The organism is Streptomyces sp. NPDC048636, from assembly GCF_040650655.1.
In the GTDB taxonomy this organism is placed as follows: domain Bacteria; phylum Actinomycetota; class Actinomycetes; order Streptomycetales; family Streptomycetaceae; genus Streptomyces.
The window spans coordinates 738,099-759,116 of record NZ_JBEZHR010000002.1 but is presented as its reverse complement, the minus strand read 5'-3'; the positions used below and the strand labels follow the sequence as shown (position 1 = coordinate 759,116).

The 21,018-nt window shown below is 70.4% G+C and carries 23 protein-coding genes; 13 read left to right on the top strand and 10 right to left on the bottom strand.

Going from position 1 to position 21,018, the window contains the following annotated elements:
- The first annotated feature begins 3 nt into the window (after positions 1 to 3).
- From AB0C66_RS09245 to AB0C66_RS09230, 4 genes are all read left to right on the top strand, one after another.
- Positions 4 to 873 (top strand): thiazole synthase, encoded by an 870-nt coding sequence (locus AB0C66_RS09245; protein ID WP_362434892.1) that lies wholly within the window; start codon positions 4 to 6, stop codon positions 871 to 873.
- Between the two features lie 163 nt (positions 874 to 1,036).
- On the top strand, positions 1,037 to 1,495 hold the full coding sequence (locus AB0C66_RS09240) for an SRPBCC domain-containing protein (protein ID WP_362434891.1): 459 nt from the start codon (positions 1,037 to 1,039) through the stop codon (positions 1,493 to 1,495).
- Positions 1,496 to 1,583: 88 nt separating this feature from the next.
- A complete protein-coding gene (gene pknB / locus AB0C66_RS09235) occupies positions 1,584 to 3,506 on the top strand; it encodes a Stk1 family PASTA domain-containing Ser/Thr kinase (protein WP_362434888.1) in 1,923 nt (640 codons plus the stop codon).
- A 97-nt stretch (positions 3,507 to 3,603) separates the two neighbouring features.
- Complete coding sequence (locus AB0C66_RS09230) at positions 3,604 to 4,473, top strand: deoxyribonuclease IV (RefSeq protein WP_362434886.1); 870 nt, start codon at positions 3,604 to 3,606, stop codon at positions 4,471 to 4,473.
- A 227-nt stretch (positions 4,474 to 4,700) separates the two neighbouring features.
- On the opposite strand, the gene AB0C66_RS09225 is transcribed toward AB0C66_RS09230, so the two are convergent.
- A complete protein-coding gene (locus AB0C66_RS09225; RefSeq protein ID WP_362434883.1) occupies positions 4,701 to 5,333 on the bottom strand; it encodes a sulfite oxidase-like oxidoreductase in 633 nt (210 codons plus the stop codon).
- A 150-nt stretch (positions 5,334 to 5,483) separates the two neighbouring features.
- Here AB0C66_RS09225 and bfr point away from each other — a divergent pair, with 150 nt between their 5' ends.
- The gene (gene bfr, locus AB0C66_RS09220) at positions 5,484 to 5,963 is read left to right on the top strand and encodes a bacterioferritin (protein ID WP_362434881.1); all 480 of its coding nucleotides are present in this window, start codon (positions 5,484 to 5,486) and stop codon (positions 5,961 to 5,963) included.
- 36 nt (positions 5,964 to 5,999) lie between these two features.
- Here bfr and AB0C66_RS09215 read toward each other — a convergent pair whose 3' ends face one another.
- From AB0C66_RS09215 to AB0C66_RS09205, 3 genes are all read right to left on the bottom strand, one after another.
- Positions 6,000 to 6,254 (bottom strand): (2Fe-2S)-binding protein, encoded by a 255-nt coding sequence (locus AB0C66_RS09215; protein ID WP_362434878.1) that lies wholly within the window; start codon positions 6,252 to 6,254, stop codon positions 6,000 to 6,002.
- 164 nt (positions 6,255 to 6,418) lie between these two features.
- The gene (locus AB0C66_RS09210; RefSeq protein ID WP_362434876.1) at positions 6,419 to 7,768 is read right to left on the bottom strand and encodes a class II 3-deoxy-7-phosphoheptulonate synthase; all 1,350 of its coding nucleotides are present in this window, start codon (positions 7,766 to 7,768) and stop codon (positions 6,419 to 6,421) included.
- 75 nt (positions 7,769 to 7,843) lie between these two features.
- Entirely contained in the window at positions 7,844 to 8,194 is a 351-nt protein-coding gene (locus tag AB0C66_RS09205) for an ATP-binding protein (RefSeq protein WP_362434874.1), read from the bottom strand.
- A gap of 126 nt (positions 8,195 to 8,320) precedes the next feature.
- Here AB0C66_RS09205 and AB0C66_RS09200 point away from each other — a divergent pair, with 126 nt between their 5' ends.
- Together AB0C66_RS09200 and AB0C66_RS09195 are read left to right on the top strand one after the other, a co-directional pair.
- Entirely contained in the window at positions 8,321 to 9,145 is an 825-nt protein-coding gene (locus AB0C66_RS09200) for a helix-turn-helix transcriptional regulator (protein ID WP_362434871.1), read from the top strand.
- Complete coding sequence (locus tag AB0C66_RS09195; protein ID WP_362434869.1) at positions 9,129 to 9,392, top strand: DUF397 domain-containing protein; 264 nt, start codon at positions 9,129 to 9,131, stop codon at positions 9,390 to 9,392. The genes AB0C66_RS09200 and AB0C66_RS09195 overlap by 17 nt, the downstream gene beginning before the upstream one ends.
- A gap of 768 nt (positions 9,393 to 10,160) precedes the next feature.
- On the opposite strand, the gene AB0C66_RS09190 is transcribed toward AB0C66_RS09195, so the two are convergent.
- The gene (locus AB0C66_RS09190) at positions 10,161 to 10,505 is read right to left on the bottom strand and encodes a hypothetical protein (protein ID WP_362434866.1); all 345 of its coding nucleotides are present in this window, start codon (positions 10,503 to 10,505) and stop codon (positions 10,161 to 10,163) included.
- Between the two features lie 236 nt (positions 10,506 to 10,741).
- On the opposite strand from AB0C66_RS09190, the gene AB0C66_RS09185 reads away from it, so the two are divergent.
- Complete coding sequence (locus tag AB0C66_RS09185; RefSeq protein WP_362435621.1) at positions 10,742 to 10,798, top strand: trp operon leader peptide; 57 nt, start codon at positions 10,742 to 10,744, stop codon at positions 10,796 to 10,798.
- Between the two features lie 96 nt (positions 10,799 to 10,894).
- On the top strand, positions 10,895 to 12,826 hold the full coding sequence (locus AB0C66_RS09180; RefSeq protein WP_362434864.1) for an anthranilate synthase family protein: 1,932 nt from the start codon (positions 10,895 to 10,897) through the stop codon (positions 12,824 to 12,826).
- Positions 12,827 to 12,880: 54 nt separating this feature from the next.
- Here the strand turns inward: AB0C66_RS09180 and AB0C66_RS09175 are convergent, their stop codons facing one another.
- From AB0C66_RS09175 to AB0C66_RS09155, 5 genes are all read right to left on the bottom strand, one after another.
- Positions 12,881 to 13,522, bottom strand: a complete 642-nt coding sequence (locus AB0C66_RS09175) for a hypothetical protein (protein WP_362434860.1) — start codon at positions 13,520 to 13,522, stop codon at positions 12,881 to 12,883.
- A gap of 103 nt (positions 13,523 to 13,625) precedes the next feature.
- Entirely contained in the window at positions 13,626 to 14,654 is a 1,029-nt protein-coding gene (locus tag AB0C66_RS09170; RefSeq protein ID WP_362434858.1) for a 6-phosphofructokinase, read from the bottom strand.
- A 165-nt stretch (positions 14,655 to 14,819) separates the two neighbouring features.
- Positions 14,820 to 15,500 (bottom strand): response regulator transcription factor, encoded by a 681-nt coding sequence (locus tag AB0C66_RS09165; RefSeq protein ID WP_362434855.1) that lies wholly within the window; start codon positions 15,498 to 15,500, stop codon positions 14,820 to 14,822.
- Positions 15,497 to 16,756 carry a DUF5931 domain-containing protein gene (locus AB0C66_RS09160; protein WP_362435619.1) on the bottom strand — a complete coding sequence of 420 codons (1,260 nt, stop codon included), beginning with the start codon at positions 16,754 to 16,756 and terminating at the stop codon, positions 15,497 to 15,499. The genes AB0C66_RS09165 and AB0C66_RS09160 overlap by 4 nt, the downstream gene beginning before the upstream one ends.
- A 142-nt stretch (positions 16,757 to 16,898) precedes the next feature.
- Positions 16,899 to 17,633, bottom strand: coding sequence for a lysophospholipid acyltransferase family protein (locus tag AB0C66_RS09155; protein ID WP_362435617.1), 735 nt, complete (start codon positions 17,631 to 17,633; stop codon positions 16,899 to 16,901).
- 157 nt (positions 17,634 to 17,790) lie between these two features.
- On the opposite strand from AB0C66_RS09155, the gene AB0C66_RS09150 reads away from it, so the two are divergent.
- The 4 genes from AB0C66_RS09150 to AB0C66_RS09135 all read left to right on the top strand — a co-directional run bounded on the left by AB0C66_RS09150 (position 17,791) and on the right by AB0C66_RS09135 (position 21,012).
- Entirely contained in the window at positions 17,791 to 18,594 is an 804-nt protein-coding gene (locus tag AB0C66_RS09150) for an alpha/beta fold hydrolase (protein WP_362434853.1), read from the top strand.
- Positions 18,587 to 19,273, top strand: coding sequence for a hypothetical protein (locus AB0C66_RS09145; protein WP_362434851.1), 687 nt, complete (start codon positions 18,587 to 18,589; stop codon positions 19,271 to 19,273). Before AB0C66_RS09150 ends, AB0C66_RS09145 begins: the two co-directional genes overlap by 8 nt.
- A 115-nt stretch (positions 19,274 to 19,388) precedes the next feature.
- Entirely contained in the window at positions 19,389 to 20,003 is a 615-nt protein-coding gene (locus AB0C66_RS09140) for an RNA polymerase sigma factor (RefSeq protein ID WP_362434848.1), read from the top strand.
- Positions 19,996 to 21,012: a CU044_5270 family protein gene (locus AB0C66_RS09135; RefSeq protein WP_362434846.1), complete on the top strand. Its 1,017-nt coding sequence runs from the start codon at positions 19,996 to 19,998 to the stop codon at positions 21,010 to 21,012. The genes AB0C66_RS09140 and AB0C66_RS09135 overlap by 8 nt, the downstream gene beginning before the upstream one ends.
- Positions 21,013 to 21,018 lie beyond the last annotated feature (6 nt).

The window sequence follows — 21,018 nt, the reverse complement described above, 5'->3', positions numbered from 1 at the left end:
CCGATGGCCACCACCACGGATACGACGGCGCACACCGCGACGGCCGGTACGGCCGGGCCCGGAACGGCCGAGCCCGCGCCCGCCGCCGACCCGCTGACCATCGCCGGGACCGCGTTCGGCTCCCGGCTGGTCATGGGCACCGGCGGGGCGCCCAGCCTGGAGATCCTGGAGCGCGCCCTGCTCGCCTCCGGCACCGAGCTGACGACCGTCGCCATGCGGCGGCTGGACCCCACGGTGCAGGGCTCGGTGCTCTCCGTACTGGACCGGCACGGCATCCGCGCCCTGCCCAACACCGCGGGCTGTTTCACCGCCGGTGAGGCCGTGCTCACCGCGCGGCTCGCCCGTGAGGCGCTGGGCACGGACTGGGTGAAGCTGGAGGTGGTGGCCGATGAGCGCACCCTCCTCCCCGACCCGGTGGAGCTGCTGGACGCGGCCGAGACCCTGGTGGACGACGGTTTCACGGTGCTGCCGTACACCAATGACGACCCGGTGCTCGCCCGCAAGCTGGAGGATGTGGGCTGCGCCGCGATCATGCCGCTGGGCTCGCCCATCGGCTCCGGCCTCGGTATCCGCAATCCGCACAACTTCGAGCTGATCGTCGAGCGGGCCACTGTGCCGGTGATCCTGGACGCGGGTGCGGGCACCGCCTCCGACGCCTCGCTCGCGATGGAGCTGGGCTGCGCCGCGGTGATGCTGGCCTCGGCCGTCACCCGGGCCCGGGAGCCGGTGCTGATGGCGGCGGCGATGCGGCACGCGGTGGCGGCGGGGCGGCTGGCCCGCCGGGCGGGCCGGATCCCGCGCCGCCACTTCGCGGAGGCGTCGTCCCCGGCGGAGGGGATGGCGGCGTTCGACCCGGAGCGCCCCGCGTTCTAGGCCCTGTCCGGCGGGCCAGGCCCTGTCCGGCGGGATCTTCGAGGGCCCGGTGGGACCCACCGGCCCACCGGCCAGGGCCCAGGGGCTCAGCCCGTCACAGGGCGGGGCTCACCACGTCATGGGCCGGGGGTCCCGCCTACCGTGGAAGCCGGAGGTGGTCGCCGTGACCGTGACCGTGGCCGACCGGATCGAGCGCGAGGTGTACGTCCCCGCGCCCGTCGACCGGGTGTGGCGGGTGCTGACGACGCCCGAGCACATCCGCACGTGGTACGCCTTCGCGGGCTGCGAACTGGACCTGCGCCCCGGCGGCACGCTCCGCTTCCGCTGGGACGAGCACGGCGAGTTTCACGGCCGGGTGGAGAAGGCGGTACCGGACGCCCTGTTCCGCTTCCGGCTGGCCCACCAACCGGACCGCCCCGGCACCGAGGCGGCCACGGCCACCCTGGTGGAGTTCCGGATCTCCCCCGAGGGCGAGGGCACCCGCCTCCGCCTGACGGAATCCGGTATCCGCTCTCTGGAGGTTTCCGACGAGTCCAAGGCCCAGCACGCCGAGTACGCCGCGCTGGCCTGGACCTCTGCCCTCGAGGAGCTCGCCGCCCTGGCCGCGGCGTCGCACAACTGACCCGCGGGTGTCACCGTTCGGCTTCAACTCCGCTGCCGCCCGGACGGGCGGTCGGAGCGCTCCGGGACGGTCCGTAGACTGCTCTCTCGTGGATACGACGCTCCAGGACCCCCTTGTCGGGCAGGTGCTCGACGGCCGCTACCGCGTGGAGGCCCGCATCGCCGTGGGCGGGATGGCGACGGTCTACCGCGCCGTCGACACCCGGCTCGACCGCGTCATCGCCCTGAAGGTGATGCACCAGAGCCTCGCCACGGACGCCGCCTTCGTCGAGCGCTTCATCCGCGAGGCGAAGTCCGTCGCCAGACTCGCGCACTCCAACGTGGTCGGCGTGTACGACCAGGGCACCGACGGTGTGCATGTCTATCTGGCCATGGAGTACGTCGCGGGCTGCACGCTGCGCGATGTGCTGCGCGAGCGCGGCGCCCTCCAGCCGCGCGCCGCCCTCGACATCCTGGAGCCGGTGCTCGCCGCGCTGGGCGCGGCCCACCGGGCCGGTTTCGTCCACCGCGATATGAAGCCGGAGAACGTGCTGATCGGGGACGACGGCCGGGTCAAGGTCGCCGACTTCGGTCTGGTGCGGGCGGTGGACACCAACACCAGCGCCTCCACCGGCACCGTCCTCGGCACCGTCTCCTACCTCGCGCCCGAGCAGATAGAGAACGGCACCGCGGATCCGCGGGCCGATGTCTACGCCTGTGGTGTGGTGCTCTACGAGATGCTGACCGGCTCCAAGCCGCACGGCGGCAGCACCCCGGCGCAGGTCCTCTACCAGCACCTCAACGAGGACGTCCCGTCGCCGTCCGTGCTGGCCCCCGAGGTGGCGCCGGAACTGGACGCCCTGGTGGCCTCCGCCACCGCGCGCGAGATCTCGCTGCGCCCCACCGACGCCGTCGCACTGCTCGGCCAGGCCCGCTCGGCCCGCGCCGCGCTGACCAACGCCCAGCTGGACGCGGTGCCGCCGCAGGCCAGGGAGACCGGCGGGGACAGTGGTTCGGAGAACCGTACGACGGTGATCCCGCGGCCCGCCGCCGCGGCGGCCGATCAGGACCAGCTCAACCGCACCAGCCGTCTGGAGCTGCCGCAGGACCCGCCCGAGCGGCGGGGGCGCGGCCGCGGCCGGGGCGGCCGGATGTCGCGCCGCGGGGTCGTGACCATCGTCGCCGCGGTCCTGCTCGCCCTCGGGATCGGCGCCGGTGTCTTGTACATCAGCTCCGGTCAGTTCACCAAGGTCCCGCCGGTGCTGAAGATGAGCCAGTCGGCGGCCGAGAAGAAGCTGCACGGCTCCGGCCTGGACGTGAAGGTCGTCTCGGAGTTCAGCGAGGTGGTCGACAAGGGCCATGTCATCAGCACCAAGCCCGGCGTCGGCGAGCGCATCCGCGACACCGGCACCGTGACGATCAGCGTCTCCCAGGGGCCGGAGCGGGCCACGATGCCCAATGTGGTCGGCAATTCGCTCTCCGAGGCGAAGAAGAAGATCGCCGACCAGGGGCTCTCGGTGGGCAGGATCACCCGGAGCTTCAGCGAGGAGACGCCTCAGAACGCGGTGCTGTCCACCAGCCCCCGCGAGGGTGCCGTACGCCGCCCCAACACCCCCGTGTCGATCGTGGTCAGCAAGGGCCCCAAGATCGACATCCCCGACGTCATCGGCGACACGGTCGACGACGCCCGGTCGAAGCTGGCCGACGAGGGCTTCAAGGTCAAGATCGCGAAGCAGCGGGTCTTCTCCGACGAGGACAAGGGCGCGGTCGCCCGGCAGTCCCCGGGGGACGTGGGCGCCAAGGGCGACACCGTGACCCTGACGCTCTCCAAGGGCCAGGAGATGATCGAGGTGCCGGATGTCGAGGGCATGAGCATCGACGACGCCACCACCGCGCTGGAGGAGAAGGGCTTCGAGGTCGACGTCGACAAGCCGCTGTTCGGCGGGGACACGATCGACGACCAGTCGGTGGACGGCGGGGACAAGGCGCCCAAGGGCAGCACCATCACGATCGAGGTCAAGGGCGTCTTCTAGGGGCGTCTCTGAGACGGCACACGGCCACCATGTACGGCAGGCGACGCCCGGGACCCCGGCGGTCCCGGGCGTCCGTCCCGCCTGGGACCCTTGACCCGTGAGTACGCACCGCACCCGCAACCCCGTCGGCGGCCATATCCGTGTCGCGGGCGGTCTGGCCACCGTCGGCCTCGCCCACGCCCGGGACATCGGCGCCGAGACGGTCCAGGTCTTCGTCGCCAATCCGCGCGGCTGGGCCACCCCGACCGGCACCCCCGCCCAGGACGAGGCGTTCCGCACCGGCTGCGCCGAGCAGTCGATGCCGGTCTATGTGCACGCCCCGTACTTGATCAACTTCGGCTCGCACACCGAGGCCACGGCCGACCGCTCGGTGGACTCCCTGCGCCATTCGCTGCGCCGCGGGCGGGAGATCGGGGCGCGCGGCGTTGTCGTCCACACCGGCTCGGCCACCGGCGGCCGGGAGCGCGGCACGGCGCTCGCCCAGGTGCGGGAGCGGATGCTGCCGCTACTGGACGAGCTGACGCACGATGACGACCCCTGGCTGCTGCTGGAGCCCACCGCGGGACAGGGCACCTCGCTCTGCGCGCTGGTGGAAGACCTCGGGCCGTACTTCGAGGCGCTGGACCGGCATCCACGGCTGGGCGTCTGCCTGGACACCTGCCATGTCTTCGCCGCGGGCCACGACCTCGCCGCCGCGGGCGGGATGAAGCAGACCCTGGACGAGTTGGTGGCGGTCACCGGGCCGGGGCGGCTGAAGCTGATCCACGCCAACGATTCCAAGGACGTGGTCGGCGCCCATAAGGACCGGCACGCCAACATCGGCGCCGGGCATATCGGCGCGGAACCGTTCCGCGAGCTGTTCGGGCATCCGGCGACGGAGGGCGTACCGCTGGTGATCGAGACGCCCGGCGGTACGGAGGGACACGCGGCGGACGTGGCACGGCTGAAGGAGCTACGGGGCGGATAGGCCCGTGAGCCCCCCCCCCGCTGCCCGCGAGGCGAGGGATCACCGCCGGGCAGACGCTCCCCAGGAGGATTCCGATGGCGCCACGGCGCGTCCGCCACCGTGAGCTGGCCCCTGGCCGCGCGGGCCACCGTGGATGATCGGGCGCGGCAGAGGACATGCGGTACGCACCAGCACCGCTGAGCGACGCGCACGGAGCGGCACGCACCGGGCAGCGCGCCGACCGCCCCTCAGAGCTCGGGGCCGTCCCCCGGCACTTCCTGGTAGGAGTAGCGCTGCTCCTTCCAGGGGTCGCCGAGGTTGTGGTACCCCCGCTCCTCCCAGAAGCCCCGGCGGTCGGCCGTCATGTACTCCACGCCCCGGACCCATTTGGGCCCTTTCCACGCGTAGAGATGCGGAACGACCAGACGGGCCGGAAATCCATGCTCCGCCGTCAGCAGTTCGCCGTCCTTGTGCGTGGCGAAAATGGAGGTCGAGGCGGTGAAGTCCGACAACCCCATATTTGAGCTGAAGCCGTATTCCGCCCACACCATCACATGGGTGACATCCGGCGCCGGGGGCGCCAGATCCACGATCGCCTGCGTCGAGACCCCGCCCCATTCGGCGCCGAGCATGCTGAATTTGGTGACGCAGTGGAGATCGGCCACAACCGTCGAGTACGGCAGCGCCGAGAACTCCTCATGCGTCCAGCAGTGCTTTTCGCCGTCCGCCGTCGCACCGAAGACCCGGAACTCCCAGCGCTCCGGCCTGAACTTCGGCACCGGCCCGTAGTGCGTAACCGGCCAACCGCGTTGCAGTCGCTGACCCGGAGGCAGCTGCGCGAGCTCCCCCTCGCGGCTTTCCGACTGACCCATGGACTCCATGGTCTCAGACCGCCGGGGGTGGTTGTGACCAGGGGATCATCCGCAGGGGCAACTCGCACTAAGCGTGCACTTACTGGACGCCCCACCAGCGACGATGCGACGATGCGCGCAACCTGGCATTCCCCGTACTGATGGGAAGGAGCCCCTTCGATGCAGGGCGACCCCGAGGTCCTTGAGTTCCTGAACGAGCAGCTGACCGGTGAGCTGACCGCGATCAATCAGTACTTCCTGCACTCGAAGATGCAGGACAACTTTGGCTGGACACGGCTTGCCAAATACACCCGGGCCGAGTCGTTCGACGAGATGAAGCACGCCGAGATCATCACGGACCGGATCCTGCTCCTCGACGGTCTCCCCAATTACCAGCGGCTCTTCCACGTCCGCGTGGGTCAGACCCTCACCGAGATGTTCCAGGCCGACCGGCAGGTCGAGGTCGAGGCCATCGACCGGCTCAAGCGGGGCATCGAGCTGATGCGCAGCAAGGGCGACATCACCTCGGCCAATATCTTCGAGGACATCCTCGCCGACGAGGAACAGCACATCGACTATCTCGACACCCAGCTCGCGCTGATCGAGAAGCTCGGTGAGGCGCTGTACATCGCCCAGCAGATCGAGCAGCCGAGCGACTGACCCGCCCGGACCCGCCCATATTCCGGGCCCCAGCGCTCAGGCGGCCTCGGCCGCGGGCAGCTCGACGACGGCGGACACCTCAGCGGCCGCCGGGGTCAGCACCACCGGATCGAGGTTCTCGCGCCGCGGGCAGGAGCCGCGCCCGAGCAATGCCTGGATCTTGCGGACGCAGGAGCCACAGTCGGTGCCCGCCTTGCAGGCGCCGGCGATCTGGCGCGGTGTGCAAGCACCCGAATCCGCGTGCTCGCGCACCTGCTTTTCGGTGATACCGAAGCATGAGCAGACGTACACGCGAACTCTCCAGCGTTGACCAGCATGATCAGTGAGGTAACCCTTACCTTACCTGCCATAGCTGTACCCCACAACGCCGAGGGGCACGGATCCATGTGATCCGTGCCCCACTCATCTTTCAGCGATCTTGCGGCGGCCCCACCGGGCTCACCGGGCTCACCGGCTCACTGGTCCCGGTACATCTCCGCCACCAGGAACGCCAGGTCCAGCGACTGGCTGCGGTTCAGCCGCGGGTCGCAGGCCGTCTCGTAGCGCTGGTGCAGATCGTCGACGAAGATCTCGTCGCCGCCGCCCACGCACTCCGTGACATCGTCCCCGGTCAGCTCCACATGAATACCGCCCGGGTGGGTGCCCAGCTCCTTGTGGACCTCGAAGAAGCCCTTGACCTCGTCGAGCACATCGTCGAAGCGCCGGGTCTTGTGGCCGGACGCCGCCTCGAAGGTGTTGCCGTGCATCGGGTCGCAGACCCAGACGACCTGCGCCCCGGACGCCGTCACCTTCTCCACCAGGTTGGGCAGCTTGTCGCGGACCTTGTCCGCGCCCATCCGCGTGATGAAGGTCAGCCGGCCCGGCTCGCGGTCCGGGTCGATCCGGTCGATCAGCGTCAGCGCCTCTTCCGGCGTGGTCGTCGGGCCGAGCTTCACACCCACCGGGTTGCGGATCTTGGACGCGAACTCGATATGCGCCCCGTCCAGCTGCCGGGTGCGCTCACCGATCCACACCATGTGCCCGGACACGTCGTACAGGTCGCCGGAGCGCGAGTCCGTACGCGTCAGCGCCGACTCGTAGTCCAGGATCAGCGCCTCGTGCGAGGAGAAGAACTCCACCGTCTTGAACTCCTCCGGGTCCACCCCGCAGGCGTTCATGAAGTTCAGCGCCCGGTCGATCTCGCGCGCCAGCGCCTCGTAGCGCTGACCCGACGGAGACGACTTCACGAAGTCCTGGTTCCAGGCATGCACCTGGCGCAGGTCCGCGTAGCCACCGGTGGTGAAGGCGCGCACCAGGTTCAGCGTGGACGCCGACGCCTGGTACATGCGCTTGAGACGCTGCGGATCGGGGATCCGCGCCGCCTCCGTGAACTCGAAGCCGTTGACCGAGTCACCCCGGTACGTGGGCAGGGTGACCCCGTCCCGGGTCTCGGTCGGCTTCGAGCGCGGCTTGCTGTACTGCCCGGCGATCCGGCCGACCTTCACCACCGGCACGGACCCGGCGTAGGTCAGCACGGCGCCCATCTGGAGGAGCGTCTTCAGCTTGTTGCGGATCTGGTCGGCACCCACGGCGTCGAACGCCTCGGCGCAGTCCCCGCCCTGGAGCAGAAACGCCTCACCCCGCGCCACGGCCCCCAGGCGGTGCCGCAGCGCATCGCACTCGCCCGCGAAGACGAGCGGCGGATAGGACTCGAGCTCAGCGATCACATCGCGCAGAGCCGCTTGGTCCGGCCAGTCAGGCTGCTGCGCCGCGGGAAGAGACTGCCAGGTGTTGCCACCGGCGTGGGATTCAGCGTTCACGGTCACGCCGCCAAGGTTACGGGGTCTTTACGGTGGTCCATTCCGACGCCCACAAGGTGAGACATCTCCGGTCACGTCCCGTCACGCCTTGAACTCGAACCAGACCGTTTTCCCGGGCCGGGCCGGGGTCCGGTCGACGCCCCACGCGTCCGTGATCAGATCCACCAGATCCAGCCCCCGGCCGCTCTCCTCCCACGGCCCCGCCGCACGCCGGGCCGGTAACGGCGGCCAGTTGTCCCCCACCTCCACCCGCAGCCGCCCCTCCTCCGCGATCAGCAGCACGGTGCAGGACCGGCCGGGCACATGCCGGATCACATTGGCGAGAAGCTCACTCACGGCCAGCTCGGCCGCCTCCGCGATGTGAGGCATCTCCCACATCACGGCATACGTGCGGACGATCCGGCGGATGTGCCGGACGGCGTGCGGCGACATGGCGGCCAGGGTGAGGTGGTACTGCGGCGGGGGTACGCGATGTCTTTGTTCACGCCACAAGGGTGGATCCGGTCGATTACGCTCGGCTACGCCGTGAACACAACGGGCAGGTAGTTGGGGGCCGTCATGCCGAACATCCGAAAGCTGGACCCGACCACGTCACCGATGCACCACCTCGGCGCGGAGTTGCGCCGGTACCGGGAGGCGGCGGGCCTCACGCAGGACGAGCTCGGCGGCAAGGTGTTCTGCACGGGATCGCTGATCGGCCAGTACGAGACGGCCAGGAAGATCCCTACCAACCGCTTCACCATGCAGTTGGACGACGTGCTGAACACGGGCGGCTCGCTGCTACGGCTGCTGGAGATGGCCATGTGCTTCGGCGTGCCCCTCAAATTCAAGGATCACAGTGAGCTGGAGGCCGAAGCCACCCAGAAGTTCGTTTTCGAGATGACCGTGGTGAACGGCCTGTTGCAGACCAAGGACTACGCTCGGGCGGTGCTCGGCGTGCTCCACAAGGACGAGATCGAATCACGGCTGGAGCAGCGACTGTCACGCCAGCACATCCTTCACAGGAAGCGCCCGCCGCTACTGTGGGCCGTGCTTGGCGAAGGGGTGCTGTGCCAGGGAATCGGCGGCCGGGATGTCATGCGAGCCCAACTGGCGCACCTGTTGGGCTTCCGCGACCACCCCCAAGTGCACATCCAGATCCTGCCGTTCACGGCCGGAGCACATGCTGGCTTTCAAGGCGCTTTCTCGTTACTGCGCTTCAAGAACAGCCCTGATCTCGCATACGACGAGACCTACAGAGCGGGACATATGTCCGCCGATCCAGAGTACGTCGCGGACCTCAGCCTTCGTTACGCTCATCTCCAGGCTGCCGCCCTCTCCCTACAGGAATCGACGGATCTGATCGCGCACGTGATGGAGGAACGCTATGGAACGCAGTCCTGAGTGGCGCAAGTCCAGCTACAGCGGGGATGTCGGCAATAGCGAATGCGTGGAGTGCGCCCCTCTCGGCGGTCTCACCTGGCGCAAGTCCAGCTACAGCGAGGACCAGGGCGAGTGCGTCGAGGTCGCGGAGACCGCCAACCACCGGGTGGCCGTGCGGGATTCCAAGAACCCCCACGGCCCCACCCTGCTGCTCTCCCCCGCTGCCTTCGCCGACTTCGTCACCGCGACAGCGACCGGCACCCTCTGAAGGTCAGAGCCTGTCACGAGGCCGAGGGGCTGTTCACGCCGCTTCCGGAAGAAGAAGCGGCACGCCGAGTGCACCTCGCGGGCTGCCTCCCGCAGGGCGGCCTGTTGAAGAGCCTTGACCACGTTGGCAGTCGTCGCGCCATGGCGGGGAACGTTTGGTTCGACGTCCTCGACGCCGACGGTGCCACCATGGGGTCCTACTTCGTCAACGAGGTCACAGTCGTCGACGTCAAGCCCTCCGCCCGCGGAGCCGACCTCGTCGACGTCACGGTGACGTTGTGGTGCGAGAACGCCCTGCCTGGGGCGGAATGGGTATGGGACCTGATTCGCACGGGTCACCTGAACCGCGCGGGCATATGGCACGAACTCGCCTCCGAGGACAGGCGAGCGTGGCTGTCGGTGGCGCTGTGGTCCCGGGAGTACCAACGTCAGGGACGGCCCGACGCTCCCGCGGGCCAGGTGTTCGCGCTGGACGGCCGGGACATCGTTGACAGGGACACCTGGGATTCCTCGGCCGAGGCCAGAAGGGACTACAGCAGGAGTTCCGGAGAGCGAGAGCCCGCTCCGGTCTTCCAGGCCGTTGCCCCCGACGACATCGCCGCCGATATCCGGGCCGTCTGGGACGATGCCGTTGCGGCCCACGCGTGGGAGGGCCCGCGGGTGTCAGTGTGCTCGTCACGCCTGTCCAGCCCGCATCACAGGCGTGACAGGGGTGGTGCGACGAAGCCCCGCACCTCATGTGCGGGGCCGCGGCGGCGGGTGCCGGGCGTCAGCCGGCCAGCTTCTCCATGCACAGGGTGTACTGCGCCCGGCCGTTCCTCGTGACCTGGTACTGGCTCAGACCCGCCTCGCAGGCGTGGTCCAGCGGCCAGTCCTCCTTGACCTTGTAGTCGGCCGTCGCGGCACCGCAGTCGACCTTCGTCAGGTCCGGGTCGCCCTCGGTGCCCTTGTTCTGCACGCAGTCGCCCGTGTCGATGGTCTGGCTGGCCACCTTCTTCTGCTGCTCCGGGCCGGTGGTGTTGCCGCGGCTGTTGTAGTACCAGACACCCGCGATGATCAGAGCCAGCGGGATGGCGATGATCTTGACCTTGGTCTGATGGCTGAGCGTGGACATGGCGAATTACCCCCGTGGTGGTGGTGTGCTGTGCACATCAATACGATGCGCGGCCCTGAAAGTTAGCCCACCCCTCTGACATGGCAAAAACGCGGTTCGCGGGCGCCCCGCCCACAAGAGCGACGATCCCGGGCATCTCGGGACGGCTGGCGACCGCCCCGTGAAGAACCCCTCACCGAACCGTGACACACACGACAGCCAGCCCGGCCGATGACCGCTCGTGTAGGGTTCCGGACATGCGCGCGCGACGGAACATGAACTGGTGGTGGACCGCTCATCCGGCGGCCCACTGATCGCGCGTACTCCCAGACACCACGCGAAGGCCGCCCGAGGGGCGGCCTTCGGCGTTTGTGCGGGCCGTTCCTCCTTCCCGGAAGGAACACACCGTCATGCGCGACGCCACACATCCCGCGACCCGCGACGTCATCGCGCGGCTGCTGGCCGCCGACTCCCCGTTCGCCCTGCTCCACCGCCGTACCCCCGGGCACGCCGAGGACACCGTGGAGGTCCTGGTCGGCCCGGTGGGCGAGGTGGAGCGGCTGACCGACATCCCGTTGCCGACCGGTGCCCCGGAGAGCGGGGCACCGGTGCCGGACGCGCTGGCGCTGGTGCCGTTCCGGCAGATCCGGGAGCGGGGGTTCGACGTACGGGACGACGGGACACCGCTGGCCGTGCTGCGGCCGGAGGAGCGTTACGAACTGCCGCTCGGCGAGGTGCTGGACGCGCTGCCCGCGCACCGGGTGAACGTCGAGGGCGCGGCCTTCGACGTCGACGACGACACGTACGCCGGGATCGTACGGCGGGTCATCGCGGAGGAGATCGGCACCGGCGAGGGCGCCAACTTCGTGATCCGACGGACCTTCCGGGGAGAGATCCCGGAATTCGGGAGTACCGACGCGCTCGCGCTCTTCCGACGGCTGCTGGCGGGTGAGCGGGGCGCGTACTGGACGTATGTGGTGCGGCTGGCGGACGGCCGGACGCTGGTGGGGGCCAGCCCCGAGGTGCATGTGCGGATGTCCGGGGGCACGGTCGTGATGAACCCGATCAGCGGGACGTACCGCTACCCGGCCGGTGGGGCCGACGCCGACGGGCTGGTGGCCTTCCTCCACGACCGCAAGGAGGTGGAGGAGCTGTCCATGGTCGTGGACGAGGAGCTGAAGATGATGTGCACCGTCGGCGACCGGGGCGGTGTGGTGGTCGGCCCCCGGCTGCGGGAGATGGCGCATCTCGCGCACACCGAGTACGAGCTGCGCGGGCGGTCCTCGCTGGATGTGCGGGAGGTGCTGCGGGAGACGATGTTCGCGGCGACGGTCACCGGATCCCCGGTGCAGAACGCCTGCCGGGTGATCGAGCGGTACGAGCCCGGCGGGCGTGGCTACTACGCGGGGGCGCTGGCCCTCATCGGACGGGACGGCGGCGGGGCGCAGACCCTGGACTCACCGATCCTGATCCGTACCGCCGACATCGACGGGGCGGGTGCGCTGCGGGTGGCGGTCGGCGCGACGCTGGTGCGGCACTCCGATCCGCGGGGTGAGGTGGCGGAGACACACGCCAAGGCGGCGGGGGTGCTGAGCGCGCTGGGGGTGCTGCCGCGGCCGGTGGTGCGGGACGAGGCCGTCGCGCGGCCCCGGCTCGCCGACGATCCGCGGGTGCGGGCGGCGCTGGACGCGCGGCGGGCCGATCTCGCGCCGTTCTGGCTGCGGATGCGGACGGACGCCGCGGCGGGCGGGGTGCCGGGGCACGCGCTGGTGATCGACGCCGAGGACACCTTCACCGCGATGCTCGCCCATCTGCTGCGGACGGCCGGACTGACCGTCACCGTGCGGCGGTACGACGAGCCGGGCGTACGGGAGGCGGCGCTCGCGCACGAGGGGCCGGTGGTGCTGGGCCCCGGGCCGGGCGATCCGAGGGACACCGCCGACCCGAGGATGCGGTTCCTGCGGGGACTGGCCGCGGAGCTGGTGGCCGGGCACCGGCACGGGCTGCTGGGGGTGTGTCTGGGACATCAGTTGATCGCGGCGGAGCTGGGGCTGGAGATCGTACGGAAGGACGTGCCGTTCCAGGGGGCGCAGGAGCGGATCGACTTCTTCGGGCGCGAGGAGACGGTGGGCTTCTACAACACGTTCACGGCGCGGTGTGACGAGGCGGTGGAGGCGGAGTTGGCGATGCACCGGGTGGAGCTCAGCCGGGACGCGGGGAGCGGGGATGTGCACGCGGTGCGGGGGCCGGGGTTCGCGGGGCTTCAATTCCATCCGGAGTCGGTGCTGACGATGGATGGGGTGGGGGTGGTGGCGGAGCTGCTTGCCGCCGTGCGGGTGTGAATCCTCGGGGGCCCGGCCCGCCCCCGGGCCCCCGGTCGGGCGTCAGGTCAGGCGTCAGTACCGGCCGATCGTCAGGCTCCAGCGAACGTGCGCGGGGGCCTTGATGACCACGGACCGGATCGTCCGGGACTCGGGACCGTGCTCGCTCCCCGCCATGAAGTTGACGTCACCGCCCCCGCACGGACCCTCCTGTTCTTCAAGGGCGGAGCCCATGGAAATGGAGATGTCTCCCTCGCCCTGACAGTTCAGCTGCCACGACAGGCCGTTGACGGTCACGGGCTTCACCTTGATCGTCCGACTCCCCTTGGCCGAGTCGACGCTGACCAGCACCTCTTTCGCGTCCTTGCGCTTCGGTGCCCTGGTGATGCTGAGGTCCTCGTCGTCGTCGCTCCAGCCCGTGCCGTCGTCGCTCCAGTCCGAGCCGTCGTCGCTCCAGTCCGAGCCGTCGTCACTCCGGTCCGCGTCCTCCGTCGCGGGCGGTGCCTCGGTGTCCGGCGCGGGCGGCGTGGCCGAGTGCGAAGCGCTCGCCTTCGAGTCCGGCGTGGCGGAGGGCCTGGCGGTGGACTTGGCGGAGGACTCGGCGGAGGGCTTGGCGGTGTCCGACTCGCCGTCTCCGCCACACCCGGACAGCACCAGAGCGAGCAGACCGGCTGACGCGATCAGGGACCGTCGGTACGTGGGACGTGACTTTCGCATGAGTCCAACGAAGCACGTCCCACGGACACCGAACGCCCCTCAGCCCACTCCGGCCCCACAATGCTCACGTCAGATGAGCGCTCCGGCCGTGGGCGGACGCGGTTCAGCCGAAGAAGACCTCCGCCTCCGCGTACAGCGACGGATTCACCGTCTTGAGACGGGCCGTCGCGTCGGCCAGCGGGACGCGGACGATATCGGTGCCACGAAGGGCGACCATCGTGCCGAAGTCCTCGTCCCGCACGGCGTCGATCGCGTGCAGTCCGAAGCGCGTGGCGAGCCAGCGGTCGAACGCGCTGGGGGTGCCGCCGCGCTGCACATGGCCGAGCACCGTCGTACGGGCCTCCTTGCCGGTACGGCGTTCGATCTCCTTGGCCAGCCATTCGCCGATCCCGGAGAGCCGGACGTGCCCGAAGGAGTCGAGCGTGTCGTCCTTCAGCACGGCGTCGCCCCCCTTCGGCATGGCGCCCTCCGCCACCACCACGATCGGCGCGTAGCGGATCTTGAAGCGGGATTCGACCCAGCCGCAGATCTGGTCGACGTCGAAGCGCCGCTCGGGGATGAGGATGGCGTTGGCGCCGCCCGCGAGCCCGGAGTGGAGGGCGATCCAGCCCGCGTGGCGGCCCATCACCTCGACGACGAGGACACGCATATGGGACTCGGCGGTGGTGTGCAGCCGGTCGATCGCCTCGGTGGCGATGTTGACGGCGGTATCGAAGCCGAAGGTGTAGTCCGTGGCGGAGAGGTCGTTGTCGATGGTCTTGGGGACGCCGACGCAGCGGATGCCGTAGTCGCCGGAGAGCCGGGCGGCGACGCCGAGGGTGTCCTCGCCGCCGATCGCGATCAGCGCGTCGACCTCTTGCTTGGCGAGGGTGTCCTTGACCCGGCGGATACCGTCCTCGCTCTGGAGGGGGTTGGTACGGGACGAGCCGAGGATGGTGCCCCCGCGTGGCAGGATGCCGCGCACCGCGCGGATGTCGAGGGGAATGGTGTGGTTCTCGAGAGGGCCTCGCCAGCCGTCCCGGAAGCCGATGAAGTCATAGCCGTATTCCTGTACGCCCTTGCGGACGACGGCGCGGATGACCGCGTTGAGTCCGGGGCAGTCGCCGCCACCGGTCAGCACTCCGACCCGCATCGTTTCTTCCCTTCTGCCGTGGAATCCCATGAGGGGCCCGGTACGGAGGGGCCACGCTAACGGTGATCCAGGTCACAGGGGATGGGGCCGCGGTCGATTCCCGCACCTGCCAAGGGAGTTGACTTTGAACTTCACCCGTACGAGGGGCGGGCCCGCCGCCAAACCTCAGGCGTCGTCCAGGCCCCGTTCGATGGCGTACCGCACCAGCTCCACACGGTTGTGCAGTTGCAGCTTGCCGAGGGTGTTCTGCACATGGTTCTGCACGGTGCGGTGGGAGATGACCAGCCGCTCGGCGACCTGCTTGTACGAGAGCCCCTTGGCGACCAGCCGCAGCACCTCCGTCTCACGCTCGGTCAGCTGCGGGGCGACCGGCTGGTCGGCGGCGGTGGGGGCGGGTTCTCCGGCGAGCCGCCGGTATTCGCCGAGCACAAGACCCGCGAGACCGGGGGTGAAGACCGGGTCCCCGGCGGCGGTGCGGCGAACGGCGTCGATGAGTTCCTCGGTACTGGCCGACTTCAGCAGATAGCCGGTGGCGCCGGACTTCACCGCCTCCAGGACGTCGGCGTGCTCACCGCTGGCGGAGAGCACCAGCACCCGCGGCTGGGGGTGGGCGGCGACGACCTCCTTGCAGACCTCGACACCGGGCAGCCCGGGGAGGTTGAGGTCGAGCACCAGGACGTCGGGCTCGGCGGCCTTGGCCCGGCGGACGGCCTGCGGGCCGTCCCCGGCGGTGGCCACCACATCGAACCCGGCCTCGGACAGATCGCGGGCCACCGCGTCGCGCCACATCGGATGGTCGTCCACCACCATCACCGTCACCGGGCGGTCCTCGTGGTGATCGGTCATCGTGCTGCCTTCCCCTTGTCGTCCGCGGACGGGTCGTCCGCCGACGGCGCGTCCGTCGAAGCCGAAGTCCCGGACGGCACGGGGGCCTTCGGGACGGTGAGTTCCACTTCGGTGCCCTGGCCCGGGGCCGAGATCCACTCGGCCGTACCGCCGAGGTCGCGCAGCCGTCCCCGGATGGACAGGGCCACCCCGAGGCGGCCCTCCCGCTCGGCGTCGGCGAGCCGTCCCTCGGGGATGCCGGGGCCGTCGTCCCGTACGGTCACCATCACGGCGCCCGGTTCGTCCTCCACCAGGATCCAGGCGCGGGCCTCCTCGCCCGCGTGGGCCCGTACGTTGTCCAGCGAGGCGCCGACGGCGGCCGCCAACTCCCGGGCGGCGTGGGCCGGGAGGAACACGGGGGCGCCGGGTTCGGAGAGGGTGACCTTGGCTCCGGTACGCGGCGCCAGCAGGGCCCGCAGATCGCATGGCTCGGCATCGGCGCCCTCGGGGTCGTCGTCCGGGGCGAGGGCCGCGGCACGCCGGTCGGGGGCGGTGCGCGGCGGGGTCACCAGACCCGTGGAGACCAGGGTGCGCAGCGCGACCTGCTGTTCGCCCGCCATCCGGCCCAGTTCGGCCGCCTCGCCGCCGATCGCGGCGCCACGCCGCTGCACCATGGCGAGCACCTGGAGCACGCTGTCGTGGATGTCGCGGGCCAGCCGCTCCCGTTCGCGGGTCGCGGCCTCGATCTGGAGCGCGCGGGCGAGGGTGCGCTCACTGGCCCGGGCCACCTCGACGATATAGCCGATGGCCACGCTCGCCACCCAGACGAGCAGCAGCATATGGACGGTGTCCTGGGCGAAGCCGCCGCGCTCGATGATGTTGGCGGCGCAGACCACGGTCGAGGCCCACGCGGCCCAGCGCCAGCCGCCCTTGATGGCGAATCCGAGGACGGCGCCCGCGGTCCATATGGACGGCAGGGTCGGGGTGCCCTCGGCGATCCGGTCGTGGGTGTCGACGAGCGGGGTGAGCAGGATGCCCACCACCGCCACGCTGAGGTCGCCGACCAGGAAGCGGCGGGTGCAGCGCTCGGCCGAGGAGACCATGCGGAAGGTCAGCGCCGTCCACACGGTCAGCACGGCCATATAGGCGCCCGCGCCCAGCGGATGGTCGTAGTGGTGGAAGGAGAGGACGTAGAGGGTGAGGGCGTACAGGAGGGTGAGCATGCGGTAGGCGGTCAGCGCCTGCCACAGCGGCTGCTCGACGGACATCCGCACCACGCGCTCGCGTCTGGGCCGCTCGGCCGGGCGCTCCCGACCGTGGCCGGATTCTCCCGCCGTGTGCCCGTGCCCCGACTCCCCCGGCGCACGCGTGTGCTCGGGCTGCTGCGCCACGATCCCCCACCCCCGGGCCGGCCGCGCGTTACGCCCCGGCCTTGTCCTTGTGCTTCTCCCTCTCGGCCTTCTCCGCCTGCTTCCTGGCCGCCTCGGCGTCCGCGATCTGCCGCTTGGCGGCGGTCGCGTAGATGTCGACGTACTCCTGGCCGGAGAGCTTCATGATCTCGTACATGACCTCGTCGGTCACCGAGCGCAGGATGAAGCGGTCACCGTCCATGCCGTGGTAGCGGCTGAAGTCCAGCGGCTTGCCGATCTTGATACCGGGCCGCATCAGCTTGGGCATGACCTTGCCGGGCGGCTGGATCTTCTCGGTGTCGATCATGGCGACGGGGATCACCGGCGCGCCGGTGGCCAGTGCCACCCGGGCCAGGCCGCCCGGCTTGCCGCGGTAGAGGCGGCCGTCGGGCGAGCGGGTGCCCTCGGGGTAGATACCGAAGAGCTCACCGCGCTTGATCACATCGATGCCCGCCTTGATCGCGGCCTCACCGGCGCCGCGGGAACCCGAGCGGTCCACCGGGAGCTGGCCGACGCCCTTGAAGAAGGCCGCCGTCAGCCGCCCCTTGACGCCCGGGGTGGTGAAGTACTCCTGCTTGGCGATGAAGGTGACCTTGCGGTTCAGCATCGCGGGCAGGAAGAAGGAGTCGGAGAACGAGAGGTGGTTGCTGGCCAGAATGGCCGGCCCCTCGGCGGGGATGTGCTCCAGTCCCTCCACCCAGGGCCGGAAGGCGAGCTTCAGTGAGCCACCCACCGACAGCTTCATCGCACCGTAGAACAACCGAGAACCTCCTGTATCCGACGAGGAGACCTTAACCTGCCTACCCCGTGTGCGGCGCGCCGCGTACGCTGAGGTGCCGGGCCGCCTGGTCCCGAACACCGGTTCCTCCCCTGCCCCACTCACCATCGAACGGAGATCCGTGGTGCCGCTCCTTCCCGGAGCCGAGCCGTTCCGCCACGACGGCGGGCGGATCGGCGTGCTCGTCTCGCACGGCTTCACCGGTTCTCCGCAGTCGGTGCGTCCCTGGGCCGATCATCTCGCGGCGCGGGGCTTCACCGTCTCACTGCCGCTCCTTCCCGGCCACGGCACCCGCTGGCAGGATCTCGCGGTCACCGGCTGGCAGGACTGGTACGCCGAGGTCGACCGGGAGCTGCGGGCGCTCACGGAGCGCTGTGAGCGGGTCTTCGTCTGCGGTCTGTCGATGGGCGGGGCGCTGGCGCTGCGGCTGGCCGCCCAGCACGGTCCGGCGATCAGCGGACTGGCCCTGGTCAACCCGGCGAACAAGATCCATGATCCGCTGGCGGTGGCGCTGCCGGTGATGCGCCATCTGGTGCCGTCGGTGAAGGGCATCGCGAGCGATATCGCCAAGCCCGGTTCCCACGAGCTGGGTTACGACCGCACCCCGCTGCACGCGGTGCACTCGCTGCGGCGCTTCTTCCGGCTGGTCGACGCCGAGCTGCCGCAGGTCACCCAGCCGCTGCTGGTGATGCACAGCGCGCAGGACCATGTGGTGCCGCCCGCCGACTCCGAGCGCATCCTCAGCCAGGTGTCCTCCCGGGACACCACCGAGCGGCTGCTGGAGCGGAGTTATCACGTGGCGACCCTGGACCACGACGCCGAGTTCATCTTCGAGGAGACGGTCGCGTTCATCACCCGCCTGACGGCGGGTATGGAGGAGGAGACCGGGACGGGCACCGGAAGGGAGGGGGCGGCGGCCAGTGGCTGAGCGCGACTCGAACGAGAACGAGGCGGATGCGCGGCGCGACGACGCCGCCTTCGCCGAGATCGTCGCGGCGTACGGGGAGGAGCCGCCGGACCCGCCGGAGGCGGAGCGCTGGCCCGTCGCGGAGAACCTGGTCGAGCGGTGGGGGCGGGAGCATGGCCCGGCCACCGATCCGGCCCACGAGGACGGCGCGCCGGGCACATCCGACCGTGCCGAGGACGAGAGCGCGGACGGCACCGGCCCCGAGGGCAAGGGCCTGGAGGGCAAGAGCGCCGACGGCCCGGGTCCGGACGACGTCACCAAGCCGGTCACCGGCGCTCCGGGCGACGGAGACAAGCCGGTCGGCAGCTTTGTCGTCTACGCGCCGGGCGTCGGTCCGCGTGACTGGGAGGCCGACGAGCCCTCCGAGGACGACTTCGACGAGAGCGACGAGGGCCATTTCGTCCCGCCCGAGCCGCCTCCGCTGCCCGAGTCCGACACCACCTCCCGCTTCGCCTGGCTGGGTGTGCTGGGCGGACCGCTGTTGCTGATCGGTGTGGTGGTGTTCAGGGTCGAGATGACCTGGTGGATCACCACCCTGGGCATCGGCGGCTTCCTGGGCGGCTTCGCCACTCTGGTGATGCGGATGAGGGACGGCGACGACGAGGAGGACGACGACCCGGGGCGCGGCGCGGTCGTCTGACCTCGGCATACGCGCCAGCGGCGGTAAAAGGGAACTCGATTCCCGCGAACGGCGAAGTACGGGTGAACAACAAGCCCACACCTTCGAAGAGTTCGTAGGAACGAGAGGAGCCCCGATGACCGTCGAACCGGGCGTCCGCGTCGGCCAGTCACAGGACACCGACGCCTCGCTGATCGAACGGTCCCGGGATGAGCCCGAAGCGTTCGCCGTGCTGTTCGACCGCCATGCCGAGGCGGTGCACCGCTACGCGGCCCGCCGTCTGGGCGCCGAGGCGGCGGACGACCTGATGGCGGAGACCTTCACCACCGCGTTCCAGCGGCGTCATGGGTACGACCTCGCGCGGGACGACGCCCGCCCGTGGCTGTTCGGCATCGCGACCAATCTCATCAGCCGGCACCGCCGGGCGGAGGCACGGCGCTTCAGGGCGCTGGCCGGCCTTCCGGTGCCCGCCGAGCACGAGGAGGCGGTCGCGGACCGGGTGGCGGCGCGGGTCAGCGCGCAGGGGGTGCGCCGGGAGTTGGCCGCGGCAGTGGCCCGGCTCTCCGCCCGCCACCGCGATGTCCTGCTGCTGGTGGCCTGGGCCGACCTCGGGTACGAGGAGGCGGCACTGGCGCTGGGGGTCCCCGTCGGCACGGTCAGATCACGGCTGCACCGGGCTCGCAGCAGACTGCGCGAAGCGCTGGGCGGATCCGATCCATCGGCTCTCCGGGAGGACTCCGGCCATGCATGACAAGCCCAGGAATGACATCGAACTGCTGCGGGAGTGGGACACGGGCGAACCCCCGCTGTCCGGCGAGGCCCGCGACCGGGCCCGCGACCGGCTGCTCGCGGCGATGGACCAGCAGGCGGGCGGCCCGGTCAGGACCGTGCCCGCCGCGGTCCGGCCGCGCCGCCGTCCGGTACTGCGGATCGCGCTCGCCGCGTGCCTCGCCGCGGCGGCGACCGCAGGGGTGCTGGTCGCCGCGGACCACGGCTCCGACAGCGGCGGCGCCAAGGCCCGGCCGGGCGGCGTCCAGCCCCGGCTGGCGAACGTGAGCGCGGCGACCGTGCTGCGCGGCGCCGCGGTGGCGGAGCGCAAGCGGGAGAAGGATCTCGCCCCCCGCGACGACCAGTTCGTCTACACCAAGGAGATCATCAAGGAGACCTCGAAGCGGAGCGGCGAGACGAAGTCCTACACGGACGAGACCTGGCGGTCGGTGGACGACTCCAAGCGCTCCTGGATCATGGAGATCGGCCACGGCTGGTGGTCGGATCCGGTCAAGGAGAACGAGTCGGTCTGGCCGCCGCAGGACTGGACACGGCTCGAAGCCCTTCCCACCGACCCGGACAAACTGCTGATCGCCGTCCGGGACTGGATGTTGTACGACAAGCCGCGGTACGACAAGCCGGTCGGCAAGAAGGACTGGGGCGACATCGAGTTCGGCCTCGCCGGGCTGCTCTACCGGGTACCGGTGATGCCCAAGGGGCTGCGGCCCGCCGCCTATGAGGCGCTGGCCAAGATCCCCGGGGTGAAGGCGACGCCGGGCGAGAAGGACGCCAACGGCCGCGAGGGGATCGCGATCTCGTACAAGGGGGAGGCCGGCCTGTCCGCGGTGTTCATCTTCGCCCCGGGCAGCTATGAGTACCTGGGGATGCGCGACACCCGCACCTCGGGCGGGAAGGTGTTCGTCCAGCGTTCATACCTGGCGGACTACGCCGTCGTGGACAAGGCCAAGCAGCGCCCCCAGCGGCGTGGCTGAGGGCGG

What these genes read in the sequence shown, in the direction of transcription:
- AB0C66_RS09205 (WP_362434874.1), bottom strand. Translation starts at nt 8,194, where the DNA reads ATGTCGCCGCACGCCGTCCGGCACATCCGCCGGATCGTCCGCACGTAT.
- AB0C66_RS09195 (WP_362434869.1), top strand. Translation starts at nt 9,129, where the DNA reads ATGGAACGCAGTCCTGAGTGGCGCAAGTCCAGCTACAGCGGGGATGTC.
- AB0C66_RS09175 (WP_362434860.1), bottom strand. Translation starts at nt 13,522, where the DNA reads ATGCGAAAGTCACGTCCCACGTACCGACGGTCCCTGATCGCGTCAGCC.
- AB0C66_RS09165 (WP_362434855.1), bottom strand. Translation starts at nt 15,500, where the DNA reads ATGACCGATCACCACGAGGACCGCCCGGTGACGGTGATGGTGGTGGAC.
- AB0C66_RS09200 (WP_362434871.1), top strand. Translation starts at nt 8,321, where the DNA reads ATGCCGAACATCCGAAAGCTGGACCCGACCACGTCACCGATGCACCAC.
- AB0C66_RS09245 (WP_362434892.1), top strand. Translation starts at nt 4, where the DNA reads ATGGCCACCACCACGGATACGACGGCGCACACCGCGACGGCCGGTACG.
- bfr (WP_362434881.1), top strand. Translation starts at nt 5,484, where the DNA reads ATGCAGGGCGACCCCGAGGTCCTTGAGTTCCTGAACGAGCAGCTGACC.
- AB0C66_RS09135 (WP_362434846.1), top strand. Translation starts at nt 19,996, where the DNA reads ATGCATGACAAGCCCAGGAATGACATCGAACTGCTGCGGGAGTGGGAC.
- AB0C66_RS09155 (WP_362435617.1), bottom strand. Translation starts at nt 17,633, where the DNA reads ATGAAGCTGTCGGTGGGTGGCTCACTGAAGCTCGCCTTCCGGCCCTGG.
- AB0C66_RS09170 (WP_362434858.1), bottom strand. Translation starts at nt 14,654, where the DNA reads ATGCGGGTCGGAGTGCTGACCGGTGGCGGCGACTGCCCCGGACTCAAC.
- AB0C66_RS09225 (WP_362434883.1), bottom strand. Translation starts at nt 5,333, where the DNA reads ATGGAGTCCATGGGTCAGTCGGAAAGCCGCGAGGGGGAGCTCGCGCAG.
- AB0C66_RS09190 (WP_362434866.1), bottom strand. Translation starts at nt 10,505, where the DNA reads ATGTCCACGCTCAGCCATCAGACCAAGGTCAAGATCATCGCCATCCCG.
- AB0C66_RS09180 (WP_362434864.1), top strand. Translation starts at nt 10,895, where the DNA reads ATGCGCGACGCCACACATCCCGCGACCCGCGACGTCATCGCGCGGCTG.
- AB0C66_RS09140 (WP_362434848.1), top strand. Translation starts at nt 19,389, where the DNA reads ATGACCGTCGAACCGGGCGTCCGCGTCGGCCAGTCACAGGACACCGAC.